Below are 21,571 nucleotides of genomic sequence, written 5' to 3' on the forward strand. Positions count from 1 at the left end.
CAGCACACTTAGCACCTTTTCAGAGTTTTCAAGGGTAGTTGCACCAATGTTGGCCTCTCCTCGATAGTTTAATACTTGCTTTTGGGCGATCAGCTACTTTGAATAAATTGACCAGCTAGAAATTATATCTAAGATTATGGCAATGTGGCGCAGTAACAAGCAAGAGGCAACGGGCAAGAAAGACCCCGAATTCTGTAAGTGGCAGGTTTCAGGTGGTGTATCAATCTCTATCTGAAACCCCCCTGTTCCCTGTTACCCCTGAAGAGTTACCTCTTGAAGATAGCTACTTAGTATTATGTTTTCTTTTTCTTGTTGAGACTATCCTGAAAGGATTTAACAAAAAGCAACAAATAGGGTATCGTATTCAGTAAGGCAAAAGATTTCTATTGCCCTAATTGGTGAAAGAGGAGAGAGATATGAAAACAAAAATCTTTGGTTTGGCTTTAATGTTAAGTCTGGCAACTATGCTCGGAGCTTGCGAAGGTGGTGGAGAACCAGCTGGGACTCCCACCAGTTCTCCTGCTGCTACAACAGGTGGTGAACCAACTGACACTGGCGCTAGTCCCGCAGCTAGTCCCGCAGCTAGTCCCGCAGCGACACCCACTACGACACCCTAATTAAGTCAGGATAGCGCTCCTCACTACATCGCTATCACTCAATTTAATCAGGTTCGAGCAACAGCAACAGTACTCTCATACCGAGAGTGCTAAAATATCTATCTAATTTAATTAAGACAGCAACTGGGAAAAAAAGTAAAGACGTTTTCTAAAGCCTCTCAGTGAAAATATATCTGTCATTAAAGCCTGAAAAAAAGTTCAACTCATTTAAAGAAGTAGCTTTATGTTGCTACTGCAATTTAGTACATCTCACTATTGTCGCAAAGCCCGCCTAGCGCTAGGTTATAAGCGAATTAATTACAAGGTAGAAAATCTTACTCCCGGCTTGCATATCCTCAAACTTAAGCCCCTGACAGGTTTGAGTACACTGCCAGTATTGTTGCCCCAAATTGAGGGACATCCGCAAGCAATCGCTGACTCAACCCAGATTATCAAATTCCTAGAATCTTATCAGCCTGAACCGGCACTATTTTTAACCAACCCAGAACAGCAAACTGAAGCTTTGATGCTTGAAGACTGGTTAGATGAAAGCATCGGTACAGCAACAAGGTTTGTATATTATCAGTTTCGCGCCAATGAAGGACAACAAGTTGATCCATCATTCTTTAGCCAGATGCTGATTAGAGTCGTGCGACAACAGTATGGCATTAACGATTCTACAGTCAAATTAGCTACTAGCAGATTATCCACATCCTTAGCAGAATTATCGCTCCGCTGGCAAAAGAGCGAATATTTAGTTGGTGGATGCTTGAGTGTCGCAGATATTACCGCTGCTGCCTTACTCAGTCCTTTAGCACTCATTCCTGATTACCGTCAGAGATATCCCTGGTTGTTTGAGCGCATCGTGCAGATCCATCAATTGTGTGGAGAGAAACTGCCACCGGGACTTTAAAAATTCAAAATTCAAAATATGAAGCGGATAAAAATTTTGGTTTTGGGTATTAGTACTACTATTTTAATTGGGGTAAGTAGCCATTGGGGGAAAGCAGTTATGGCATTACCACCACCAGAGGATACACCAGAGGAAATATTGCGGACAGAGATCATCACCGAAGCGCGATCGCCCATTGATGGTAAGCGCCTAACTGCTGCTGAATACGCCGAATTACAAGCCCAATTGCAAACGAGTCCACCACCAAAGCTCGATGCCAAAATCCGAGACCAAATATTCCTACTACGGTTACGTAAGGCATTATTACAGATTTTCCCATTTTTAGGTATTTAGTTTAGTGGTCAGGCAGGGTGCAGGATGCAGTAGATCATTATTTTTCCCCATCCCCGCGTCCCCGCGTCCCCGTGTCACCGCGTCTCCCCAACTCCCCAACTTCCCAACTCCCTATCTCCCAATCAAGATACATTCTGAGGTACTATGACGGTGACGACAAAACTGCAAATAAATGTAAAGAATATATATAGATATTTAAAAAAGCAGATTTAGTCAATCACCTTATTTCACGTAGGTAGCTTCATGTCCATAACCACGATCGCCCCTGAACAGGTTAATCGCATTGTTCGGAATCAGCATCATGATCCTTTTGAAATACTTGGTTCTCATGCCATAGAACAAAATGGTAAAAACGTCTGGGCTGTGCGAGCCTACCTACCAAATGCCAGCGCCGCATGGGTAGTAGTTCCTGAAGAACGCAAAGAATACCCAATGCAGACAGCCCATGATCCCCACTTTTTTGAATGCATAATTGAAACGGCAGAACTCACAAACTACCAATTACGAATTAAAGAAGGGGAACATGAGCGTGTCACCTACGACCCTTATGCTTTCCGTTCTCCCCACCTAACAGACTTTGACTTACATTTGTTTGGTGAAGGCAATCATCACCGCATTTACGAGAAACTGGGAGCGCATCTCACAGAAGTAGATGGGGTGAAAGGTGTTTATTTTGCTGTTTGGGCCCCCAACGCCCGCAACGTTTCCCTGCTGGGAGACTTTAACTTATGGGATGGACGCAAACACCAGATGCGGAAAGGACACACTGGCATTTGGGAATTATTTATCCCTGAACTCGGTGTGGGAGAGCATTACAAATATGAAATCAAAAATTTTGAAGGACATATTTACGAAAAATCTGATCCCTACGGTTTCCAGCAGGAACCACGCCCCAAAACAGCATCAATTGTTACTGACTTAAACTCCTACACCTGGGCTGATGAAGACTGGCTGGAAACGCGCCGTCACACAGACCCCCTGACTCAACCAGTTTCCGTCTATGAAGTACATTTAGGCTCATGGCTACACGCGGCTAGTGGGGAACCCGCCAAAGGAAGCAATGGAGAAATTCAACCTGTAGTTACCGTCTCCGAACTAAATCCGGGCGCACGCTTTCTTACCTATCGGGAATTAGCAGCCAGACTCATTCCCTACGTCAAAGAATTGGGATACACCCATTTGGAATTGCTACCAATTGCCGAACATCCCTTTGATGGTTCTTGGGGTTATCAGGTAACTGGTTACTTTGCCCCAACTTCCCGTTTTGGCACCCCAGAAGATTTTATGTATTTTGTTGACCAATGTCACCAAAATGGTATTGGCGTAATTGTGGATTGGGTTCCTGGTCACTTCCCCAAAGATGGTCATGGTTTAGCTTTCTTTGATGGTAGTCACCTGTACGAACACGCAGACCCTCGCAAAGGCGAACATAAAGAATGGGGAACTTTGGTCTTCAACTACAATCGTCACGAAGTCCGCAATTTCTTAGTAGCAAATGCCCTGTTCTGGTTTGATAAATACCACATTGACGGAATTCGCGTTGATGCTGTAGCTTCCATGCTTTACCTTGACTATTGCCGTAAAGATGGGGAATGGCTAACCAATGAATACGGCGGTAGAGAAAATTTAGAAGCTGCTGATTTCCTGCGTCAGGTAAATCACAATATTTTTAGCTATTTTCCTGGTGCGCTTTCCATTGCTGAAGAATCTACCTCCTGGCCAATGGTATCTTGGCCTACTTACACAGGAGGGTTGGGCTTTAACTTAAAGTGGAATATGGGCTGGATGCACGATATGCTGGACTACTTCAGCATGGACCCTTGGTTCCGCCAGTTCCACCAAAACAACATCACTTTTAGTATGTGGTATAACCACAGCGAAAACTTCATGCTGGCGCTGTCCCATGATGAAGTGGTGCATGGTAAGAGCAATATCATTGGCAAAATGCCGGGAGATAGATGGCAGAAGTTAGCCAATGTGCGTTGTTTGTTTAGTTATATGTTTGCTCACCCAGGTAAGAAAACCATGTTTATGAGCATGGAGTTTGGGCAATGGAGTGAGTGGAATGTCTGGGCTGATTTGGAGTGGCATCTATTCCAGCATGAACCACACCAGCAGTTAAAAGACTTTTTCCAAGCTCTAAATCATCTTTACCGTTCTGAGCCAGCTTTGTACACCCAGGATTTTGCCGAGCCAGGGTTTGAGTGGATCGACTGTAGCGACAACCGTCATAGTGTAGTTTCTTTTATCCGTCGCGATAAGGATTCGGAAAATTTTGTGGTTGTGATTTGCAACTTCACACCCCAACCTCATTCTCACTATCGCATCGGTGTTCCTGAATCAGGTTTTTATACCGAAATGTTCAATAGTGATGCCCGTCAGTATGGCGGTAGCAATATGGGCAATTTAGGCGGTAAGTGGACTGATAATTGGTCTTTGCATAATCGTCCTTATTCCCTGGATTTGTGTTTACCACCTTTGGGAGTTTTGATTCTCAAATTGGATCAGCAGAAGACAGCCCAGGTGCTGGAATAATATCAAGTCCGTGAGCTTCATTGCTCATTAAGCAGGGTAGTTGATCAAGAAGACGCACAGAGGGGGAGATCGATTTCCCCCTGTTCTTTTGTCCCCTTGTCTCTTCTTCAAGAAATGGGTACTCGATTAAATAAAACCCAATAAAACCCCAGCTGCTGGACTGCATGGTTAAATTGCTCAAAATCCACAGGTTTGACGATATAGCTATTTACCCCCAGTTGGTAACTCTCAATCACATCTTTATCTTCAGCCGAAGAGGTCAACACCACAACTGGAATGGTTTGTGTAAGTGGGTCAGATTTGAGTTGTCGTAAAACTTCCAATCCACTCACCTTTGGTAATTTCAAATCCAGCAAAATGACTTTGGGTTGATTGGTCATATTCCGATGGTCATAGTTTCCGCGACAAAAGAAAAAATCGAGGGCTTCTGCTCCATCTTGGAGCCATTGGACTTGATTGCCAATTCTGCCACGATGCAAGGCTCGGATAGCTAGTTCTGCATCAGCAGGATTATCTTCAACCAACACAATAGAAATCGGTTGCTCATAAGATGTATCAGTAGGCTGATCAATGGGTTGGTCAGTCATTGGTTATGGCAGGGAATAGGGAATTGGGCAGGGGGCAGGAGGCAGGGGGCAGGAGGCAGGAGGCAGGAGGCAGGAAAATTCCTACTCACTACTCGGTACTCGGTACTCGGTACTCACTACTCGGTAGGGTGAAATAAAAGGTTGCACCTTGATCGACTGCTGCTTGGGTCCAGATGCGCCCTCCGTGGCGTTGAATAATCCGTTGGACGATCGCTAGTCCGATGCCTGTACCTTCAAATTCTTGTTCACGGTGTAGACGTTGGAATACTCCAAACAAATTATCGGCATACTGCATATCAAATCCTGACCCATTATCTCTGATCAAGTACACTCCTTCACCATCGATAACCTCATAACCCACTTCAATATGGGCAACTGGTTTGTAGCGAGTGTACTTGATTGCATTCGATAACAAGTTGATCCAGACTTGTGTGAGGAGGGAAAGGTCAGCTTCACAAATGGGTAAATCAGCGATCGCAAATTCAATTTGACGACCTGACCATTCTGGGGTCAAATCACTCAGCACCTGTTGAATTAAATCATTGATAAACACGGTCTGCTTTGATATTTCTTTCCGATCCAAACGGGATAAATTTAATAGATCATCGATCAACTCACCCATGCGTTTAGCATTATCCCGGACAATTTTTAAGTAACGATTGGCTTCTGCATCTAGTTTTTCACTATAGTCTTCTTGGATGATTCTCGAAAAGCCGTCAATCGCTCGTAAAGGCGCTCGCAAGTCATGGGAAACGGAATAAGAAAAAGACTCTAAAGCTTTGTTAGCAGCCTCTAATTGGGCAGTTCGTTGGATTACCCGTTCTTCTAACTCCGCATTGAGTTTGCGAACTTCAGCCTCCACTGCTTTGAGGTCACTGATATCCCGCATAACAGTAGAGAGATATTCCAGATTGCCATCCGCCGCTTTATGGGCAATAATCATCTGGGAAACGGGAATTTCCCTACCTTCACTAGCCAATAAAGCCGTTTCACCGAGCCATGTGTCATTCTGGATTGCTGCCGGAATTCCTTGATTTTCAATAATCTCTAATGCCCACTGAGGATGGTAGTTGGGAATACGCAAGCTAGAGTAGTCTACATCCGGGAATAAATTCATCAGGCTTCGTAATTGGGCATTATTCCACAAGTTATTACCTTGAGGATCAGCCATGCCAATATAGTCGGTGGAGGCTTCGAGAATAGCAACCAAGCGATCGCGGTCTTTCTTTGCCCGTTTGCGCTCGGCAATCTCCATCTCTAATTCGGCATTTGTTTGTTGTAGTGCTTGAGTTCTCTCCTGCACTCGTTGTTCTAACAGTTCATTGGCTTGATGAATTTCTCTAAACTTTTGCTGCAAACTAGCTGCCATCAACCGAAAGTTCCGCAATAACAGCGCCAATTCAGTCACCTGACTCTGCATCCAATTGATCGGTTTCTGCTCTAGCAGTTTATTTGGTAAGTTAGTAGTGACTTCTGCTAATTGAGACAAGGGTTTAACCAATTGGCGGCTAACTAGGGTAGCAGAAATCAGAGCTAGTCCTGAGACAACTAGGAGTATTGCCATGTTACGGGTGTGAACCCACTCAATTTGACGCACATGAGAAATTGCCGCCATCTGTACTACCAGTGTCCAGGGAATTGTTTGATTAATGGCAAACTCTTTCACAAATAGGGAATTTTGCCACTGCACCATGACCACAGGACTACCAGTGGTTGGCAGCCAATGGTAAGTTTGAGTACCTATTTGGTCAACCCTGCCATCTTTACGCCAATTAAAAGCCTGAGTACCAATCCATTCTGGTTTCGTGCTGGCTGCTACTGTTTGTTTTTGATCCACTAATGTAATATCTAGCTTTTCTTCACCTAAATTAGACTGTAACAACTTCGTAATATTGCTTAAATCAATTTCAGTAAAAATAGCACCTGTCAGTTTTCCATCACGCCGGATTGGCACACCAAATAAGGCAACGGGAAAAGAAGACTTGCCACTTAGTAGTAGAACAGGAGAAAGAAACGGTTGGGGCGAACGCCGCAGTTGCTCGAAATAGTCGTTTTGATTAAAGGCGATCTGAGGGACAGAGACATTATTATCAAATTCGAGAACAGTTTTTCCCCTCTCATCTAAAATATGAATGTGTCGAAACTCAGGAAAAGTCCGGCTCACGAATGCAGCATTTTGTTGTAAAGCAGCGCTCTGGAAAGAGTTGAGCATCGCTAATTCGGCCAGTCCATTCACAGAAGCCAAACGTCGTTCATACCAGCCACGCACCTCAACCGTCAGGTAACGAGAGGCATCATTTAAGTCTAAACGAGCCGTGTTTTTGATGTCATCGACCACCTGATGACTGGCCAGCACAATCAAAATTAGGGTAGGAACTGAGACAAAAGCGACCAGCAGATTAAACAGGGTTTGTTGTAGTGAAAGAGTGCTAATCGCAGGTGGACGGTTAACCCAACGATGAATTGGCGAATGCGTCAGCAATAAGTTGGCAATGAGCGCGTTGAAGATACCATTAGTAGGCTGCTTGAGGAGAATAATTCGAGTTTGGATCGGATCGACGTGGAGAACAATGGCGTAAAATAGCCATATTAGGGGCATCCCCATCAGCAACCAAAAAATAGCATCCAGCAAAACAATATTACTGTACCCCCGTCGGTGAAACAGCCAACCCACAAACAGTGCTTCTGCTGTAAAAGTCAAGGTAGTATAGGGGTGATGCCAAATGACATAAGTACAACTGCCGGCAATCAAACCTGCCAAAGTTCCCCATCTCACTCCGTATAGACAAACAATAATCCAAACAGCGATCGAACCAAACAGAAAATCAATATCGAAAAATAACGTCCAGCGGAAGTAGTTTCCTAAAAAGCCAGCAACAATTAGTAGGATTAAGCCCCACATTTGGCGATTTTCAGGTAATTTTGACCTAAATATTTCTGTTAAATACATTCTGCCTGTCCTTGAGATAACTTTTGCCATATATTCAGTTTCAATTTCCCAGGCACTTTAATCAATAATTTTAAGTTGTTAAGTAGGTGGGCGTTAAAAATTGTCGTTGGGGCAAGGGAACAGGGAACTCTTAACAGGGAACAGGAAGAGAGCTTTGGGCGATTTTACTTTTCTTCACATACCTTTAAATTTTTCTGTTAACCTACTTACGTTTCTGAATGTAAAACAATAAGTAGAAGATCGTCATCAAAAATCAGACATACCTAACCACAGTTTCTAACAGGGAAAGGGAAACGTTAAAGCAGGTCTCCTACCAAGAGAAAAGTTGACAAGAAAGGTATTATATTTAATTAAACATACCCATTGATGATATGGATTCATATTTTCATAAATAATATTGGCGGCGTGAATCTCACTTAAACTCTTAGTTGTCTGAAAGACGAACTTCAGAAATTGTATCAATTCACTTAATTAAAGCTACAAATGAATCTCTCTGTCCCCATGTCTGTGCGTCTGTCCATTTGTATCAACCTGAAAGTGAAATGGTATAAGGTATGAGTGAAGACTTGAATGTTCTGCTTGTTGAAGATTTAGAAACTGATGCCCTGTTAGTTCTCCATGAACTGCGTCGTGGTGGTTTCAATCCCATCTGGCAGCGTGTCCAAACAGCCCCAGAGCTACGCGCAGCCCTTGATAGCCGGACTTGGGATATCATAATTTCAGATTACCGATTGCCTGGATTCGGCGCTCCTGCGGCTCTGGAAATAGCAAAGCACATTCAAAAAGATATTCCTTTCATTCTGGTTTCTGGAACAATCGGCGAAGTATCGGCTGTGGAACTGATGAAAGCCGGTGTTCATGATTATCTGATGAAGGACAACTTAAACCGATTGCCAGAGGCAGTGCGTCGAGAACTTCGGGATGCTCAGGTGCGGGCAGAGCGCAAACAAGCGGAGGAAAGACTGCACCGCACTCTCAAGGAATTATCCAATTTCAAATATGCCCTAGATCAATCAGCCATCGTCGCTATCACTGATGCTAACGGGGTAATCACCTACGCTAATGATCGATTCTGCGAGATATCTCAATACGACCGAGAGGAACTAGTTGGTCAAACCCATCGGGTGATAAATTCCGGGTATCATTCTCAAAAATTCTTTGCTCAGATGTGGCAAACTATTAGCCAAGGGTATATCTGGCGGGGCGAGATTCGGAATCGGTCAAAAGATGGCAGTTTCTACTGGGTTAATAGCACCATTGTACCTTTCTTGGATACCTTGGGTAAGCCATTTCAATACTTGGCAATCCGCACGGATATTACCAATCTCTACAACGAGCTTCGCTTACGCAAACTAGCTGAAGAACAGCTTATTCACAACGCTTTTCACGATCCATTGACAGGTTTACCGAATCGGACGCTGTTGGAGAAGCGACTGGGACTGGCTATAAACCGAGCTAAAAGGGTGGAAACCTATCATTATGCCGTCTTGTTTCTAGACCTAGATCGGTTCAAAGTCATCAATGACAGTTTAGGGCATTTAGCTGGAGATCAACTACTTCAGAGTATTGCCCAGATGTTGAAAACTCACCTGCGGGATATTGATTTAGTCGCTCGACTCGGTGGTGATGAATTTGTAATTTTGCTAGAAGATATCGTCAGTATTGAAGCTACGATTAAAATTACTGAACGTATCCTCACAGATTGTCAAACGTCGCTGATGCTCAATGGCAACGAAATGTTTATTAGTACGAGCATTGGTATTGTTTTTGCTACACAAAACTATCATCAAGCCGCCGATTTACTCCGAGATGCTGATATTGCCATGTATCGAGCTAAAGCTCAGGGGCGAAATTCATACAAAATTTTTGATGCCCAAATGCATACTCAAGCTGTGAATCGACTCTCTTTAGAAACCGATATCCGCAAAGCTCTGGAACGAGAAGAGTTCGTTGTCTACTACCAACCTATTGTGGATTTACTTGGCGGTCGGCTAATTGGGTTTGAGGCATTGGTTCGCTGGCTTTCACCTACTCGCGGATTTGTCTGTCCAGGAGAATTTATTCCTATTGCCGAAGAAACTGGGTTAATTGTGCAGATAGATCGTTGGATGTTTTACACAGTTTGTCAACAATTGGTCAACTGGAAAACAAATTTTACTCACTTCCCGCTTAAGGTCAGTATTAACCTCTCTGCTCAAGATATTCGCCAAGCCAGTTTAATTGAAGACATTGATGACACCCTGAAAAAAACAGGTTTAGAAGGCAATTCTATAGTTCTAGAAATTACTGAAAGTATGCTAATTGAGGATATTAATAAGACAATTGAGTTGTTGACTCAATTAAAGGACAGAAAAATTCAGATTAGTATTGATGACTTTGGAACGGGATATTCATCGCTCAATTATCTCCATCGTTTACCTGCTGATCATTTGAAGATTGATCGCTCCTTTGTGAGTCAGATGGAGGAAGGAAACCGTAATTATCAGGTTGTGAGTACTATCATTGCCTTGAGCAATCAACTGGGATTGGCTGTTGTGGCTGAAGGGATTGAAACACCACAACAACTTCAATGGTTACAACAACTGGGATGCGAATTGGGTCAGGGCTATTTATTTTCTCCACCCTTGGCTGGTCAAGAAATTGAGACGCTCTTGCTCACAGGAGACTATGAGAAACTTTATCAAGCTCATTTGTTCAATGCATTAGTTTCTAAGTTTAAATTTCTGCTCTGAGATGAAATCGGTTGTTTGGATTTTACCAACTCAAATGCAAGGAATATTATCGATTAAGCGATCGCAAATTACTGTCAGTTGATCTTGGCTATTAACGGGGCCGCGCGGCGTTGGTAGTTCGGTATTAGGCCAGTTGGATAAACTATTACAGGGACAAAACAAAGCTGGCATTCCCACACTACGTATGGGTACTGGCATAGAACAACGACTGCAAGGCAGCATTTCCCAGGCTGGTGTCAGCAGTTCAGCTATGGTTTCGTGAGTGCCTTCTAAATAACAGTCACTAATTTCTAATGAAAGAATACTTTGCCAGCATTCTTCAAATTCTGGGCTATAGCGATCGCCTTTTAGGACTGGGCTAGGTAAGAAGCTGTGATTACCATTACCTACAATCACTTTCTTCCCTAACTGAAACCAGTGAGCAATATATTCTTTAACTTCTTGTTCGTTTGCCATATGCTTAATTGTAGTTTTAATTCAGAAATTTTACCTGGTCAATCTTTAATTTTGAATTAAGGCTTTGCTACTGGTAAGGGAGAACCGAGAAGACTGAGATTAAGAACATAACCACCAGTGACTAAGTAAACAGTTTCTGAAATCGCACCTAACTGACGAACTAAAGAACCCAAGCGATCGCGGAATGTCCTACCTATGGGATAAGCTGGTACTATACCCCAACCTGTTTCTTCCCCTACAAATACTAGATCAGCCTCAACTAAACGCACTATTTTGAGCAATTCTGCCAGGGTATTTTCCCAACTCACATCGTCTTGTTCTAGAAAATTAGCGACCCAAGTTCCCAAAGAATCAATTAAAAGACAGGTATTAGGCCGGGCATTAGCTAGGGTAGCAGCAAGTTCTACAGGTACATATAAAGTTACCCAGTCTTGAGGACGGCGTTTTTGGTGTTTTTCAATACGTTGCTGCCACTCTTGATCTTGGGGATTTTCTGTAGCTGTTGCTATGTAAATAACGGGTTTTTCTGACTGTATTGCTAAAGTTTCCGCCCATTCACTTTTACCTGAGCGTGCTGGGCCTGTTACTAAAATAACTCTACTCATAAGATATCACAATCTTGGTCTTTCATAAACTCTTGTTCTACCTATAGAATAAAGAAAAGTTTCTCAATAATTTGCTCTCTTAACAAACTGATTCGGAAATCAATCAATACCACCAGAACAAGCTTCAGGATCTCTTTATGAAAGCAGGCTTAAAACGGATTGAGGCAACTCTACATGATTTGGGGATTCGTGGCACTGACTTAAGCACAGACACAGGTGATTCAACAAAACGCCCGTTCTCCTTTAGGATTAGCATCGGAGCTAACAAAACTACAGACATTACAGAGCCTTCAGATGATGAGGGCATCAATACCGTTGACTTAAGCAAAGATCCTGACAGTAAATCGTCTTCAGATCCCAATTTATTTTCCCAGGATAATTCCGTACAAACTTTTCCCGCGCAGTTAGGTGGAGGCAAAACACCTAGCCTACCTAAGTTTAAAACACCGAGCTTCAGTAACCATCGCCACGGAGCCAATCCAGCATTTGCAATGAATCTCTTACAAGAAATTCAAGAGACTGTCGCTGATTGGCAAACTGAGCTACAGGTCATTCTGCAACAAATCCAGGATATTTATTTAGATGGGCCAGTGATTAATGGCTGGTTAGAATCCAATCCTCAAGAACCAGAACCAGGAGGAACGGCAACACTGCGTCATGCGGAAGTTGAGCGTCTGATGGATTATGTGGAAGAAATTTGTGAAACTGGTGATCAGGGATCATCTCCATCATCGCGTACTGGCTACCGTCTCTGTGGAGTCGATGCGGCTGGTAAAGTCTGGTCGCGTTTATGTCCAGTAGAGCAAGTTCCTACTGTGAGCATGGCTATCGCCCGTTATCAAAAATTACGTCAACTGTTTGGACGCAAACAATATCTAGAAACTCGGCTGAGTCAATTAGCAGAAACACTTGTGGCTTTACACAGTCATATCCGACAAGCATAAAGTATTGCTAAATTGGTGACAATTTTTTCATGAAACTTGTCGCCAAAAATTGTTTTCAGCAAAATTACGTTCGTCAATAAGTACTTTATAGGGTAGATTAATAACCAGTAGGCAAAAGTTGAATTGGATATTTTTAACGAAATTCTAAATTTAAAAACTATAGTAATCAATCCCATGCCGGACTTACAAATCTCTGCTATCATCTGTACTCACAATCGAGATACCTATTTAGGTGCAGCGATTGACAGTCTATTGGCGCAGGACTTTACTGCTAACTTTGAAATTGTAGTAGTGGATAATGGATCTAGCGATCGCACTCGTGAAGTTGTAGAACAAAGAGCAACCGATCCCCGCCTTAACTACATTTTTGAACCTACCCTAGGCTTATCAGTAGCTCGCAACACAGGCGCTAAGGCTACCAGCGCAGAAATTATCGCTTATTTGGATGATGATGCAGTCGCTAGTCCCCAATGGTTGCAAGTTTTGTATTCTGCCTACGAAAATAATCCCAACATAGCGATCGCTGGTGGTAAAGTTACCCTCATCTGGCCTCCAGACATTGAACCACCAAAGTGGATATCTCCCGGACTAGCAGGTAACTTAGGAGCCTACGACTTGGGAGACAGTATCGTCTACATTGAACAGCCCGGTTCCACCCCTAGAGGCTTAAATTACTCTATTCGGCGCAGTTTTCTAGAAGTTATAGGCGGTTTTGACCCTCAACTAGGACGAGTCGGCAAAAACCTATTATCTAATGAAGAACTGCAAATGACCGAATTTGCCCTTCAGCGTGGTTGGCAAGTAGCTTATCTTCCCCAAGCCCTAGTTGCTCACAATGTTGCCCCAGAACGTCTAAAACCCTCCTGGTTTTTAAACCGGGGTTGGTGGCAAGGTATTAGTGAGTGCTATCGGGAACAACTTGCTGGTAAAGCCGGTATTGGTCAACTGCAACGAGGCAGCGAGAAGTTTGTACGTGGCTTATATAAATCCTTACAATATATTACTGATCCAGCCGAAAGATTTGATAAACTAGTCTATGCTTATGGTCAGATTGGTTACTTAAATGCAGCCATTCAAGGACTTCTTTTTACAGCGAACAAAAAATAAATTAAAGTAAAAATTATTATGTCATCTAAAATACCAGTCTCCGTACTCATTCCCGCCAAAAACGAAGAATCTAACTTACCTGCCTGTTTAACTAGTCTGGCAGTAGCTGATGAAGTTTTTGTTGTCGATTCCCAAAGTAGCGATAAAAGTATTGAAATTGCGGAGAGTTACGGGGCAAAAGTCGTACAATTCAACTTTAATGGCAGTTGGCCGAAAAAGAAAAATTGGTCATTAGAAAATCTACCTTTTCGGAATGAATGGGTGCTAATTGTTGATTGTGATGAGCGGATTACACCTGAATCTTGGGCAGAAATTGCCGAAGTAATTAAAAGCAATGAGTGTAATGGTTATTACATCAATCGCCGTGTATTTTTCTTGGGAAAATGGATTCGTCACGGAGGTAAATATCCTGATTGGAATCTCCGCTTATTTAAACATCAAAAAGGCCGCTACGAAAACCTCAACACCGAAGATATACCCAACACAGGTGATAACGAAGTTCACGAACACGTAATTTTGCAAGGACAAGTTGGGTATCTCAAACATGATATGCTCCACGAAGATTTCCGCAATCTTTATCACTGGTTAGAAAGACATAACCGCTATTCTAATTGGGAAGCTCGTGTGTATTTAAATTTGCTCACAGGTAAAGATAATGGTAAAACAATTGGTGCAAATCTATTTGGTGATGCAGTACAACGTAAACGCTTCTTAAAAACAGTGTGGGTACGCTTGCCATTTAAACCATTATTAAGGTTTATTTTGTTCTATATTGTTCAGCGCGGCTTTTTAGATGGCAAAGCTGGATATATCTATGGACGGTTATTGAGCCAATATGAATATCAAATTGGAGTCAAACTTTACGAATTACGCAGTTGTGGTGGACAGTTAAATACTGCCAATACATCTGAATCAACCTCCTCAACTTTGTCTCAGGAAGCAGGGTAATGGGTAATGGGGAAATATTTATCTTTCTCCTGACTAATGACTCCAATGACCAATGACCAATGACCAATGACCAATGACCAATGACCAATGACCAATGACCAATGACCAATGACCAATGACCAATGACCAATGACCAATGACCAATGACCAATGACCAATGACCAATGACCAATGACCAATGACCAATGACCAATGACCAATGACCAATGACCAATGACCAATGACCAATGACCAATGACCAATGACCAATGACCAATGACCAATGACCAATGACCAATGACCAATGACCAATGACCAATGACCAATGACCAATGACCAATGACCAATGACCAATGACCAATGACCAATGACCAATGACCAATGACCAATGACCAATGACCAATGACCAATGACCAATGACCAATGACCAATGACCAATGACCAATGACCAATGACCAATGACTAATGACAGATGACAGACCTTTTGTAGATTTACGTAAATATGACCAATCCTGGTTTGACCGAGGTCGTCCGGGTTGGTATGTTTTAATATGGTGGTTGGTGCAAGCGATCGCATTTCCTCTGACTCCCCAACCGCTAAATATTCTGCGTCGCGCCCTGCTGCGGCTATTTGGAGCTAAGATTGGCAAAGGCGTATTAATTAGACCCACAGCCCGTTTTACCTATCCTTGGAAAGTTACCATTGGTGATTACAGTTGGATTGGTGATGATGTAGTTTTCTACAGTCTTGATCAGATTATTATTGGTGAACAGTGCATAGTTTCTCAAAAAAGTTACCTGTGTACAGGTAGTCATGATATTCAAGATCCAGCCTTTGGTTTAAAAACCGCAAGTATTACCATCGGTAATGGTGCATGGGTAGCAGCAGATTGTTTCCTAGCCCCAGGAGTAGAAATCGGTGCTAATGCAGTAATTGGGGCGCGTAGTAGTGTTTTTACTAATATGCCACCGAATCAAGTTTGTTGGGGCAGTCCTTGTCGTCCTCACCATGAGAGAATAATTCGTAATTCGTAAACAGGGAACAGGGAACAGGGAATAAATAGGCAGGGGGCAGTAGATCATTATTTCTCCCCATCTCCGTGTCTCCGCGTCTCCGCGTCTCCCCATCACCCCATCCCCTGCTATAAAAGCCCACACTGGATTAGAAATTTCCGAATACAGTGTGGGTAGTTGAGGTTTTGAAATTATGCCGGATAAATCCTTAACCGACGATTTGGTTCTTCGCCAAAACTGTCAGACTTGAGTCGATAATGTTCTACCAACTCATGCTGCATTTTTCTAACTTGAGAAGAACGAGGTAATAACTCAACAGGCTGACCTTTAGGAATGACAATTTGCTCAACTGCAAGTCTTGCTTCTTCCAAAGCGTCCATCTCGTCATCACTGCCATTGTGAAGTAACAATTGTAATTCTCGGTCATCGCCCAGTTCCGGATCATCCATGTTCAGCAACCGCCGCAAACCACGAGTAATTTGGGGAATGGTGCTGGACTTAATCACATGAATTGGCACATGACGAGCTTTTGCCATTTGCCTTAACTTAGCGTGATTTTTGACGTGCGATCGCAATGCCAAAATTGCATCAGCACTATCTATATCTTTTGTTAATGCCACAGGCAAAGTGAGAACATTAATTACCTGTTCCAATTGGTGACGACTCACCCCATAGGGGTAAATGTGTAATGGTAAATCTTCCCCATTTGGCCCCGCTAGTTTAGGAGTACTGAAATCAATACTGTCTGAATAATTGAAAGATTCATCCAACAAGCGGTCAAATTCACTGCGCCCAGTCGGACGTTCCCGTTCTAGAGACAAAGGCGGCAGAGCTACCATTTGTCCAGAAGCACGCCAGCCATTGACCTGCCGAGCAGCGGGGAAAGATTCTTCATCATTAGCCAGCTGTCCACCGCGACCATTAACCACAGATAGCTGTCTGGTAATCGCCACCTTTCCCTGTTCATCAACAGTTCTCGTTTGTGGGCTGGCTTGCCGACCTCGCAACAGAGTATCAACTGTGTCAGCTACACTTTCATGTACTACCCAGCGCTGTCGTTCTAGCATTTCCACAGCAATCTCAAAAGTGGGAGGAGCTTTACGTTCCAAAACCGTCTTTTGAGAACCCCTTCTTCTGGCTTCATCATCTCCTAACGTCACAGCCTGAATACCCCCAACCAAATCAGAAAGGGTAGGGTTTTTAATCAGGTTTTCAATCTGATTACCGTGAGCAGTACCTACCAATTGCACACCCCTTTCCGCAATGGTACGCGCCGCTAAAGCTTCCAGTTCCGTACCAATTTCATCAATAACGATGACTTCTGGCATATGGTTTTCTACAGCTTCAATCATCACTTGGTGCTGTAGTTCTGGTTTAGCCACTTGCATTCGTCTAGCACGACCAATTGCCGGGTGAGCAACATCACCATCTCCAGCGATTTCGTTAGAGGTGTCAATAATTACAACACGTTTATGTAAATCATCCGCCAACACACGGGCAATTTCTCGTAAGGCGGTAGTCTTACCCACACCTGGACGACCGAGCATGAGAATCGATTGACCAGTTTCGACCAAATCGCGGATCATGGCAATTGTGCCGAATACTGCCCGACCGACACGACAGGTTAAGCCAATAATTTTACCCGTGCGGTTGCGGATAGCACTAATCCGATGCAAAGTTTGCTCAATTCCCGCCCGATTATCTCCGCCAAAGGTTCCAACTCTTTGAATGCAATCATCTATTTGTGCTTGAGTAACGGGTGTTTCGCTTAGATACTCAGCTTCATTAGGAAAGCGAGCTTCGGGGCGACGACCTAAATCCAAGACCACTTCCACTAAACTATCTCGTTTGGGATGATTCTCTAGTACGTTTCGCAGGTCTTGGGGCAAAATGTCTAACAACTTTTGGAGATCTTCTGTAATCGTCATGCTTTCTATGGTGACGTTTGTAGAGATAACGAATGAGCGATTAGGGGTACCGCTGTGACTTGAGTTGGGAAACGAGAGAATGGGCAAGCTCTACAGCCTGCCAGAGTAATTCTGGTTCTTCTTCCAGACGGACTGTTGCCTTAATACTAGTGTGACTCACCTCCTGATTCTCTAATTTTTCAAGAATGGGTGACAGCAATACACGGGCATAGCTACCGTAAGCAATGCCGGCAATTTTGGATTTTGGATTTTGGATTTTGGATTTTGGATTGTTATGTTCTAATCTAAAATCTAAAATCGGCAATCTAAAATCGTTTAGCAGTCCCATTGCCTTTAACTTGGGGACGGTGTAGCTATTAGTACCGCCTGCTAACTGCACATATCCTGGTAGGTTTGCTGCCAAAACTTTTTGCCCTAATTTTATGGCTGCTATAGTGGTTCCATCGCCAATGTCACCACTCATAGAGCGCCCGTCTGTTTGCCAAATTACAACTTGGGGACGGGGGGCAATGATTTTATAAATTGCTTGCAGGTAATCAATTAGTCCTTCATGATCGTTACAGCTGATAGCTATTACCTTTAATTTATCTACTCCAGATGCCAAAGCTGACCACAGGCGCTGGAATTCTGCCAAACGCCCTACTTGTGTATGAATTTCTATCGCATCTATTCCCGTTTGCATGATCAGTGGTGCGTTGCCTCTGGCAAGCGAAGCTATGGCTTCTGGAGTTGAGACATATGATACTGTATCAATTATGTCATAGGGACAAGCTGGGATGCAACGACCGCAGCCATAACACTTCTGAGCAACAATTCCTGAAAAACTATCTTCTATATTGTTAAACACAATTGCTTGTGCTGGACAAACTTTTTCACAGGGTCTAGGGCAATCCGTTGGACAATTACTAGAATTAAACTCTGCTTTTCTAAAATGGGGGTCTTCTCCATCGTTGAGGCTGACCATTAACAAGGGTAAATTGCCTTGAAAGCCAAAGCCTCGCTCTTGGGCATCCCTCACCAAATCCTTGGCTGCTAGTAAACCTGCTTGTGCTGCGGCAACCACAGCTGGATCAGCTGCCACATCTATGCAGTCAGCGCCCGCCAAAGTGTAGGCTAATGTTAAGCTTCTGACCGCAGGTAAATGTTGGTAACTGGCTCCACAGATCAATTTGAACCAGCGACCTTGTTGTAGGGATTTTAAAGGGGCTAACAGATTAGTCACTCTTCTATTATGCGTTTATCGGCCGGAAAATTGCACCGGATCATCTAGAAAAAATCGCATTTATTTTTTTTGCATAGTGATCTTAGATTTTCACCTGACTATAGGAGTGTAATTTGTCATGATGCGGTAATACCAATTTTATGTGAGCTTGCACATAATTCTGAAATCCATTGATTTATCTGTCTTCATCCGCGTTTATCTGCGTGTATCCGCGTTCCATTATTCTATGCAGCTTCATATTAATCTGGTATAAGGTGCGTTACTTGACATTTTGCAGTATTTCGATTAAGCACACATTAAAGAATTTTTCTACCTGTTAAAACTTCTCTCACTTCTAACATGGCGGAATAGGTGGGGAGAATGTGTAGAGTTTCATTGGCTGGTGTATGTGCCAATGCTGTAGCGATCGCTTGCCGCAAGTCTTCTTCTACAATCAAGTTGAGGTTACTCTGGGCAGATTTCTGACTATAACGTAGACGTAAGGCCATATCATACACGCGATCGCCACTTACAACCAAAGTCCCACCTCTTTCTACTAATTTTTCTGTATCTACATCCCAAATCCATGATACATCAGTACCATCCGGGGTGCGGTCATTCAAAACCAACAAAGTTGTTTTATCTGTACTTTGAGTAACAACACGAATAGTTTCATTTGTCCCCACAGGATTTTTAGATAATAATATCCTCACCCGTTTTCCATCAATTACTAAATCTTCGGCTCGACCAAAAGCAGCTTGGAAACTATTAATTGTTTCTCTAATTGTGACTTCATCAATTCCTAATTCTTTGGCTGCGGTGGCTGCGGCTAAAGTATTATATTTGTTGTATAAACCAACCAGGATTTGTGACCATTCACCACTTTCTAAAGCTGGTTTACTCTTAGTAAAACCGCAACTTGGACAGGTGAAATCTCCTAAATGGGATAGGTAAACCCCTTGATAATCAAGAGAATGTCCACATCTCGGACAATAAATAGAATCTACAGCGTGAGGAATTGCTTCTAAATAATGTTCTGGTTCATTTAACCCAAAGAATAACACCTTTTGGGGTAATTGCTGACCGAGATTTGATAAAGTTGGATCATCAGCATTGGGAATAACTACCGTTGCTTCTGGTAATGTAGAAATAACTTTTGTCCACCGTTTGCTAATGGTGTCAACTTCCCCATATCTATCGAGTTGGTCACGGAACAAGTTTAAACAGAGAATAATCCGGGGTTGAAGAGGTTTTAAAACTTTGGGAACAATATTTTCATCAACTTCCAAAATGGCGTAATCTACATTTAGAGAACCTAGTAAGTTCGCGTTGTCTATTAAAGCTGTTGCTAAACCATTTTCTAGATTTGCTCCAGTAGCATTATGGGCAATTTTGTAACCTTTGTGTTCTAAAATCGTAGATAATAATAGGGCTGTAGTGGTTTTTCCATTGGTTCCCGCAATCAAAATTATTCCGTTTTTAACTTGCTGACTCAATAATTGTAAAATTCGGGGTTCAATGCGTCGCGCAATAGACCCTGGTAATACACTAGCAGCACCAAGACGCAGAGAGCGTACTAAAAATGTGACACTTTTAGCGATTGATACCGCTAAACCCAGTTGTAGTCTATCTATAAGTTCTATTTTCTTTCCCACAGCCGTTGTTAACGTATCGTCTTTAATTACAAATTTAATCTTGCAAGTGTAGCGAATCTTGGCACAAAAAGCCACACATTAATAATTCAAGATTCAAAATAGAGTCTATGGCAAGCTGCACGAACAAAATTGGTATGATAAATAATCCCACCACAGGGTATCTTAAAAAATGGTGCGTAGATGTAATTATATATCTAGGCTAGTACATCTTTGCGTAAGTCAACCAATTATTAAAAATTCTTGAAAAGCTTGTGTAATGTGCTTTTTAAATTTTTGATTTTTAATTTTTAATTCCGCAAAGCGGTACTAGTCGGCTGAATTCAGCACAAACTTAGGGAAAATAGTAGCTTAAAAGGTTCTCGTTGATGAATAGCATGAAGTGGCTTTTTTTACAAACTAAAATAATTGCTAACTGGCGACGGTTGGTGTCAAAATGCTTATTGTTGGTGATTTGTCTACTTATCATAAGTATACAGCCAGCTTCGGCAGGTATGAAAGATGATAGATACGAAGGGAATATTTTCGTAATTTATGCTGGTAATGGTTCTCTAGTTCCTCCCAGACAAACCCTAGCCCAGACTTTAGCACAACATAAACCCGCATTGCTGGCATTTTATGTTGATGATAGCAAGGATTGTAAACAGTATGCGGTCTTTATTTCCCAAACTCAGGCATTCTATGGACGAGCAGCGGAGATTATCCCCATAAGTGTTGATACAATACCAATTAAGGCAAGCTACGACCCCACGGAACCAGGATACTACTACTCAGGGGGTGTACCGCAAGTTGTCATTTTTGACAAGTCAGGAAAAGTAATCTTGAATAAAAAGGGTCAAGTTCCTTTTGAAGAGATAGACGACAAATTTCGAGAAGTGTTTGATTTCTTACCTCGTGACCAGTCTATTGAGTTCAAGCAACGCTCATTTAATGAATTCAGCAGCGAGTTGAGTCAGTAAACATTTCCACACAGGATAATTAACTTTTCTGGAAGTCCGCACTAGCGGACTTATTTTCTATATACATCATTTCTCATATCCAGGTGCAGATTTTTAGTTTTACCTGATACTGCATTTCTATTCCGGTCAAGA

18 protein-coding genes are annotated in these 21,571 nt (G+C 42.6%); 10 read left to right on the top strand and 8 right to left on the bottom strand.

The features are described 5' to 3' along the window. Positions 1-416: 416 nt before the first annotated feature. From A9Y75_RS09200 to glgB, 4 genes are all read left to right on the top strand, one after another. Positions 417-617, top strand: coding sequence for a hypothetical protein (locus A9Y75_RS09200; protein ID WP_071189254.1), 201 nt, complete (start codon positions 417-419; stop codon positions 615-617). 223 nt (positions 618-840) lie between these two features. Further along, positions 841-1,509, top strand: coding sequence for a glutathione S-transferase (locus A9Y75_RS09205; RefSeq protein ID WP_071189255.1), 669 nt, complete (start codon positions 841-843; stop codon positions 1,507-1,509). 18 nt (positions 1,510-1,527) lie between these two features. Continuing rightward, on the top strand, positions 1,528-1,842 hold the full coding sequence (locus A9Y75_RS09210; RefSeq protein WP_071189256.1) for a hypothetical protein: 315 nt from the start codon (positions 1,528-1,530) through the stop codon (positions 1,840-1,842). Positions 1,843-2,085: 243 nt separating this feature from the next. Then, on the top strand, positions 2,086-4,377 hold the full coding sequence (gene glgB, locus A9Y75_RS09215; RefSeq protein ID WP_071189257.1) for a 1,4-alpha-glucan branching enzyme: 2,292 nt from the start codon (positions 2,086-2,088) through the stop codon (positions 4,375-4,377). Between the two features lie 107 nt (positions 4,378-4,484). Here glgB and A9Y75_RS09220 read toward each other — a convergent pair whose 3' ends face one another. Both A9Y75_RS09220 and A9Y75_RS09225 read right to left on the bottom strand, forming a co-directional pair. After that, the gene (locus A9Y75_RS09220) at positions 4,485-4,964 is read right to left on the bottom strand and encodes a response regulator (protein ID WP_071189258.1); all 480 of its coding nucleotides are present in this window, start codon (positions 4,962-4,964) and stop codon (positions 4,485-4,487) included. A gap of 88 nt (positions 4,965-5,052) precedes the next feature. Then, positions 5,053-7,944 (bottom strand): ATP-binding protein, encoded by a 2,892-nt coding sequence (locus A9Y75_RS09225; protein ID WP_083389533.1) that lies wholly within the window; start codon positions 7,942-7,944, stop codon positions 5,053-5,055. 524 nt (positions 7,945-8,468) lie between these two features. On the opposite strand from A9Y75_RS09225, the gene A9Y75_RS09230 reads away from it, so the two are divergent. Beyond that, entirely contained in the window at positions 8,469-10,646 is a 2,178-nt protein-coding gene (locus tag A9Y75_RS09230) for an EAL domain-containing protein (protein WP_071189260.1), read from the top strand. Positions 10,647-10,676: 30 nt separating this feature from the next. Here A9Y75_RS09230 and A9Y75_RS09235 read toward each other — a convergent pair whose 3' ends face one another. Together A9Y75_RS09235 and cobU are read right to left on the bottom strand one after the other, a co-directional pair. Continuing rightward, on the bottom strand, positions 10,677-11,102 hold the full coding sequence (locus A9Y75_RS09235; RefSeq protein ID WP_071189261.1) for a hypothetical protein: 426 nt from the start codon (positions 11,100-11,102) through the stop codon (positions 10,677-10,679). 56 nt (positions 11,103-11,158) lie between these two features. Continuing rightward, on the bottom strand, positions 11,159-11,707 hold the full coding sequence (cobU, locus tag A9Y75_RS09240) for a bifunctional adenosylcobinamide kinase/adenosylcobinamide-phosphate guanylyltransferase (RefSeq protein WP_071189262.1): 549 nt from the start codon (positions 11,705-11,707) through the stop codon (positions 11,159-11,161). 137 nt (positions 11,708-11,844) lie between these two features. Between cobU and A9Y75_RS09245 the strand changes: the two genes are divergently transcribed. The 3 genes from A9Y75_RS09245 (at position 11,845) to A9Y75_RS09255 (ending at position 14,706) form a co-directional block, all read left to right on the top strand. Further along, complete coding sequence (locus A9Y75_RS09245; RefSeq protein WP_071189263.1) at positions 11,845-12,651, top strand: hypothetical protein; 807 nt, start codon at positions 11,845-11,847, stop codon at positions 12,649-12,651. A 174-nt stretch (positions 12,652-12,825) separates the two neighbouring features. Continuing rightward, positions 12,826-13,758, top strand: a complete 933-nt coding sequence (locus A9Y75_RS09250) for a glycosyltransferase family 2 protein (protein WP_071189660.1) — start codon at positions 12,826-12,828, stop codon at positions 13,756-13,758. Between the two features lie 18 nt (positions 13,759-13,776). After that, positions 13,777-14,706 (top strand): glycosyltransferase family 2 protein, encoded by a 930-nt coding sequence (locus A9Y75_RS09255; protein WP_071189264.1) that lies wholly within the window; start codon positions 13,777-13,779, stop codon positions 14,704-14,706. On the opposite strand, the gene A9Y75_RS09260 is transcribed toward A9Y75_RS09255, so the two are convergent. Next, positions 14,691-15,137 (bottom strand): hypothetical protein, encoded by a 447-nt coding sequence (locus tag A9Y75_RS09260; RefSeq protein WP_236721364.1) that lies wholly within the window; start codon positions 15,135-15,137, stop codon positions 14,691-14,693. The two genes, A9Y75_RS09255 and A9Y75_RS09260, sit on opposite strands and share 16 nt — an antisense overlap. Before the next feature lie 13 nt (positions 15,138-15,150). Between A9Y75_RS09260 and hpsU the strand changes: the two genes are divergently transcribed. Continuing rightward, positions 15,151-15,720 (top strand): hormogonium polysaccharide biosynthesis acetyltransferase HpsU, encoded by a 570-nt coding sequence (gene hpsU, locus A9Y75_RS09265; RefSeq protein WP_071189265.1) that lies wholly within the window; start codon positions 15,151-15,153, stop codon positions 15,718-15,720. 170 nt (positions 15,721-15,890) lie between these two features. On the opposite strand, the gene A9Y75_RS09270 is transcribed toward hpsU, so the two are convergent. The 3 genes from A9Y75_RS09270 to A9Y75_RS09280 form a co-directional block, all read right to left on the bottom strand. Next, positions 15,891-17,627: a R3H domain-containing nucleic acid-binding protein gene (locus A9Y75_RS09270; protein ID WP_071189266.1), complete on the bottom strand. Its 1,737-nt coding sequence runs from the start codon at positions 17,625-17,627 to the stop codon at positions 15,891-15,893. A 40-nt stretch (positions 17,628-17,667) separates the two neighbouring features. Continuing rightward, entirely contained in the window at positions 17,668-18,849 is a 1,182-nt protein-coding gene (locus A9Y75_RS09275) for an LdpA C-terminal domain-containing domain (RefSeq protein WP_071189267.1), read from the bottom strand. Positions 18,850-19,145: 296 nt separating this feature from the next. Beyond that, complete coding sequence (locus A9Y75_RS09280) at positions 19,146-20,483, bottom strand: Mur ligase family protein (protein ID WP_071189662.1); 1,338 nt, start codon at positions 20,481-20,483, stop codon at positions 19,146-19,148. A gap of 365 nt (positions 20,484-20,848) precedes the next feature. On the opposite strand from A9Y75_RS09280, the gene A9Y75_RS09285 reads away from it, so the two are divergent. Beyond that, positions 20,849-21,439, top strand: coding sequence for a thylakoid membrane photosystem I accumulation factor (locus A9Y75_RS09285; protein ID WP_071189268.1), 591 nt, complete (start codon positions 20,849-20,851; stop codon positions 21,437-21,439). Positions 21,440-21,571: the final 132 nt, after the last annotated feature.

The sequence above is a fragment of the Trichormus sp. NMC-1 genome, from assembly GCF_001858025.1.
Taxonomy (GTDB): Bacteria; Cyanobacteriota; Cyanobacteriia; order Cyanobacteriales; family Nostocaceae; genus Anabaena.

Coding starts and splice junctions, on each gene's coding strand:
- A9Y75_RS09210 (WP_071189256.1), top strand. CDS start 1,528: ATGAAGCGGATAAAAATTTTGGTTTTGGGTATTAGTACTACTATTTTA.
- cobU (WP_071189262.1), bottom strand. CDS start 11,707: ATGAGTAGAGTTATTTTAGTAACAGGCCCAGCACGCTCAGGTAAAAGT.
- A9Y75_RS09205 (WP_071189255.1), top strand. CDS start 841: ATGTTGCTACTGCAATTTAGTACATCTCACTATTGTCGCAAAGCCCGC.
- hpsU (WP_071189265.1), top strand. CDS start 15,151: ATGACAGATGACAGACCTTTTGTAGATTTACGTAAATATGACCAATCC.
- A9Y75_RS09235 (WP_071189261.1), bottom strand. CDS start 11,102: ATGGCAAACGAACAAGAAGTTAAAGAATATATTGCTCACTGGTTTCAG.
- A9Y75_RS09250 (WP_071189660.1), top strand. CDS start 12,826: ATGCCGGACTTACAAATCTCTGCTATCATCTGTACTCACAATCGAGAT.
- A9Y75_RS09285 (WP_071189268.1), top strand. CDS start 20,849: ATGAATAGCATGAAGTGGCTTTTTTTACAAACTAAAATAATTGCTAAC.
- glgB (WP_071189257.1), top strand. CDS start 2,086: ATGTCCATAACCACGATCGCCCCTGAACAGGTTAATCGCATTGTTCGG.
- A9Y75_RS09270 (WP_071189266.1), bottom strand. CDS start 17,627: ATGACGATTACAGAAGATCTCCAAAAGTTGTTAGACATTTTGCCCCAA.
- A9Y75_RS09255 (WP_071189264.1), top strand. CDS start 13,777: ATGTCATCTAAAATACCAGTCTCCGTACTCATTCCCGCCAAAAACGAA.
- A9Y75_RS09220 (WP_071189258.1), bottom strand. CDS start 4,964: ATGACTGACCAACCCATTGATCAGCCTACTGATACATCTTATGAGCAA.
- A9Y75_RS09245 (WP_071189263.1), top strand. CDS start 11,845: ATGAAAGCAGGCTTAAAACGGATTGAGGCAACTCTACATGATTTGGGG.
- A9Y75_RS09230 (WP_071189260.1), top strand. CDS start 8,469: ATGAGTGAAGACTTGAATGTTCTGCTTGTTGAAGATTTAGAAACTGAT.
- A9Y75_RS09200 (WP_071189254.1), top strand. CDS start 417: ATGAAAACAAAAATCTTTGGTTTGGCTTTAATGTTAAGTCTGGCAACT.
- A9Y75_RS09225 (WP_083389533.1), bottom strand. CDS start 7,944: ATGGCAAAAGTTATCTCAAGGACAGGCAGAATGTATTTAACAGAAATA.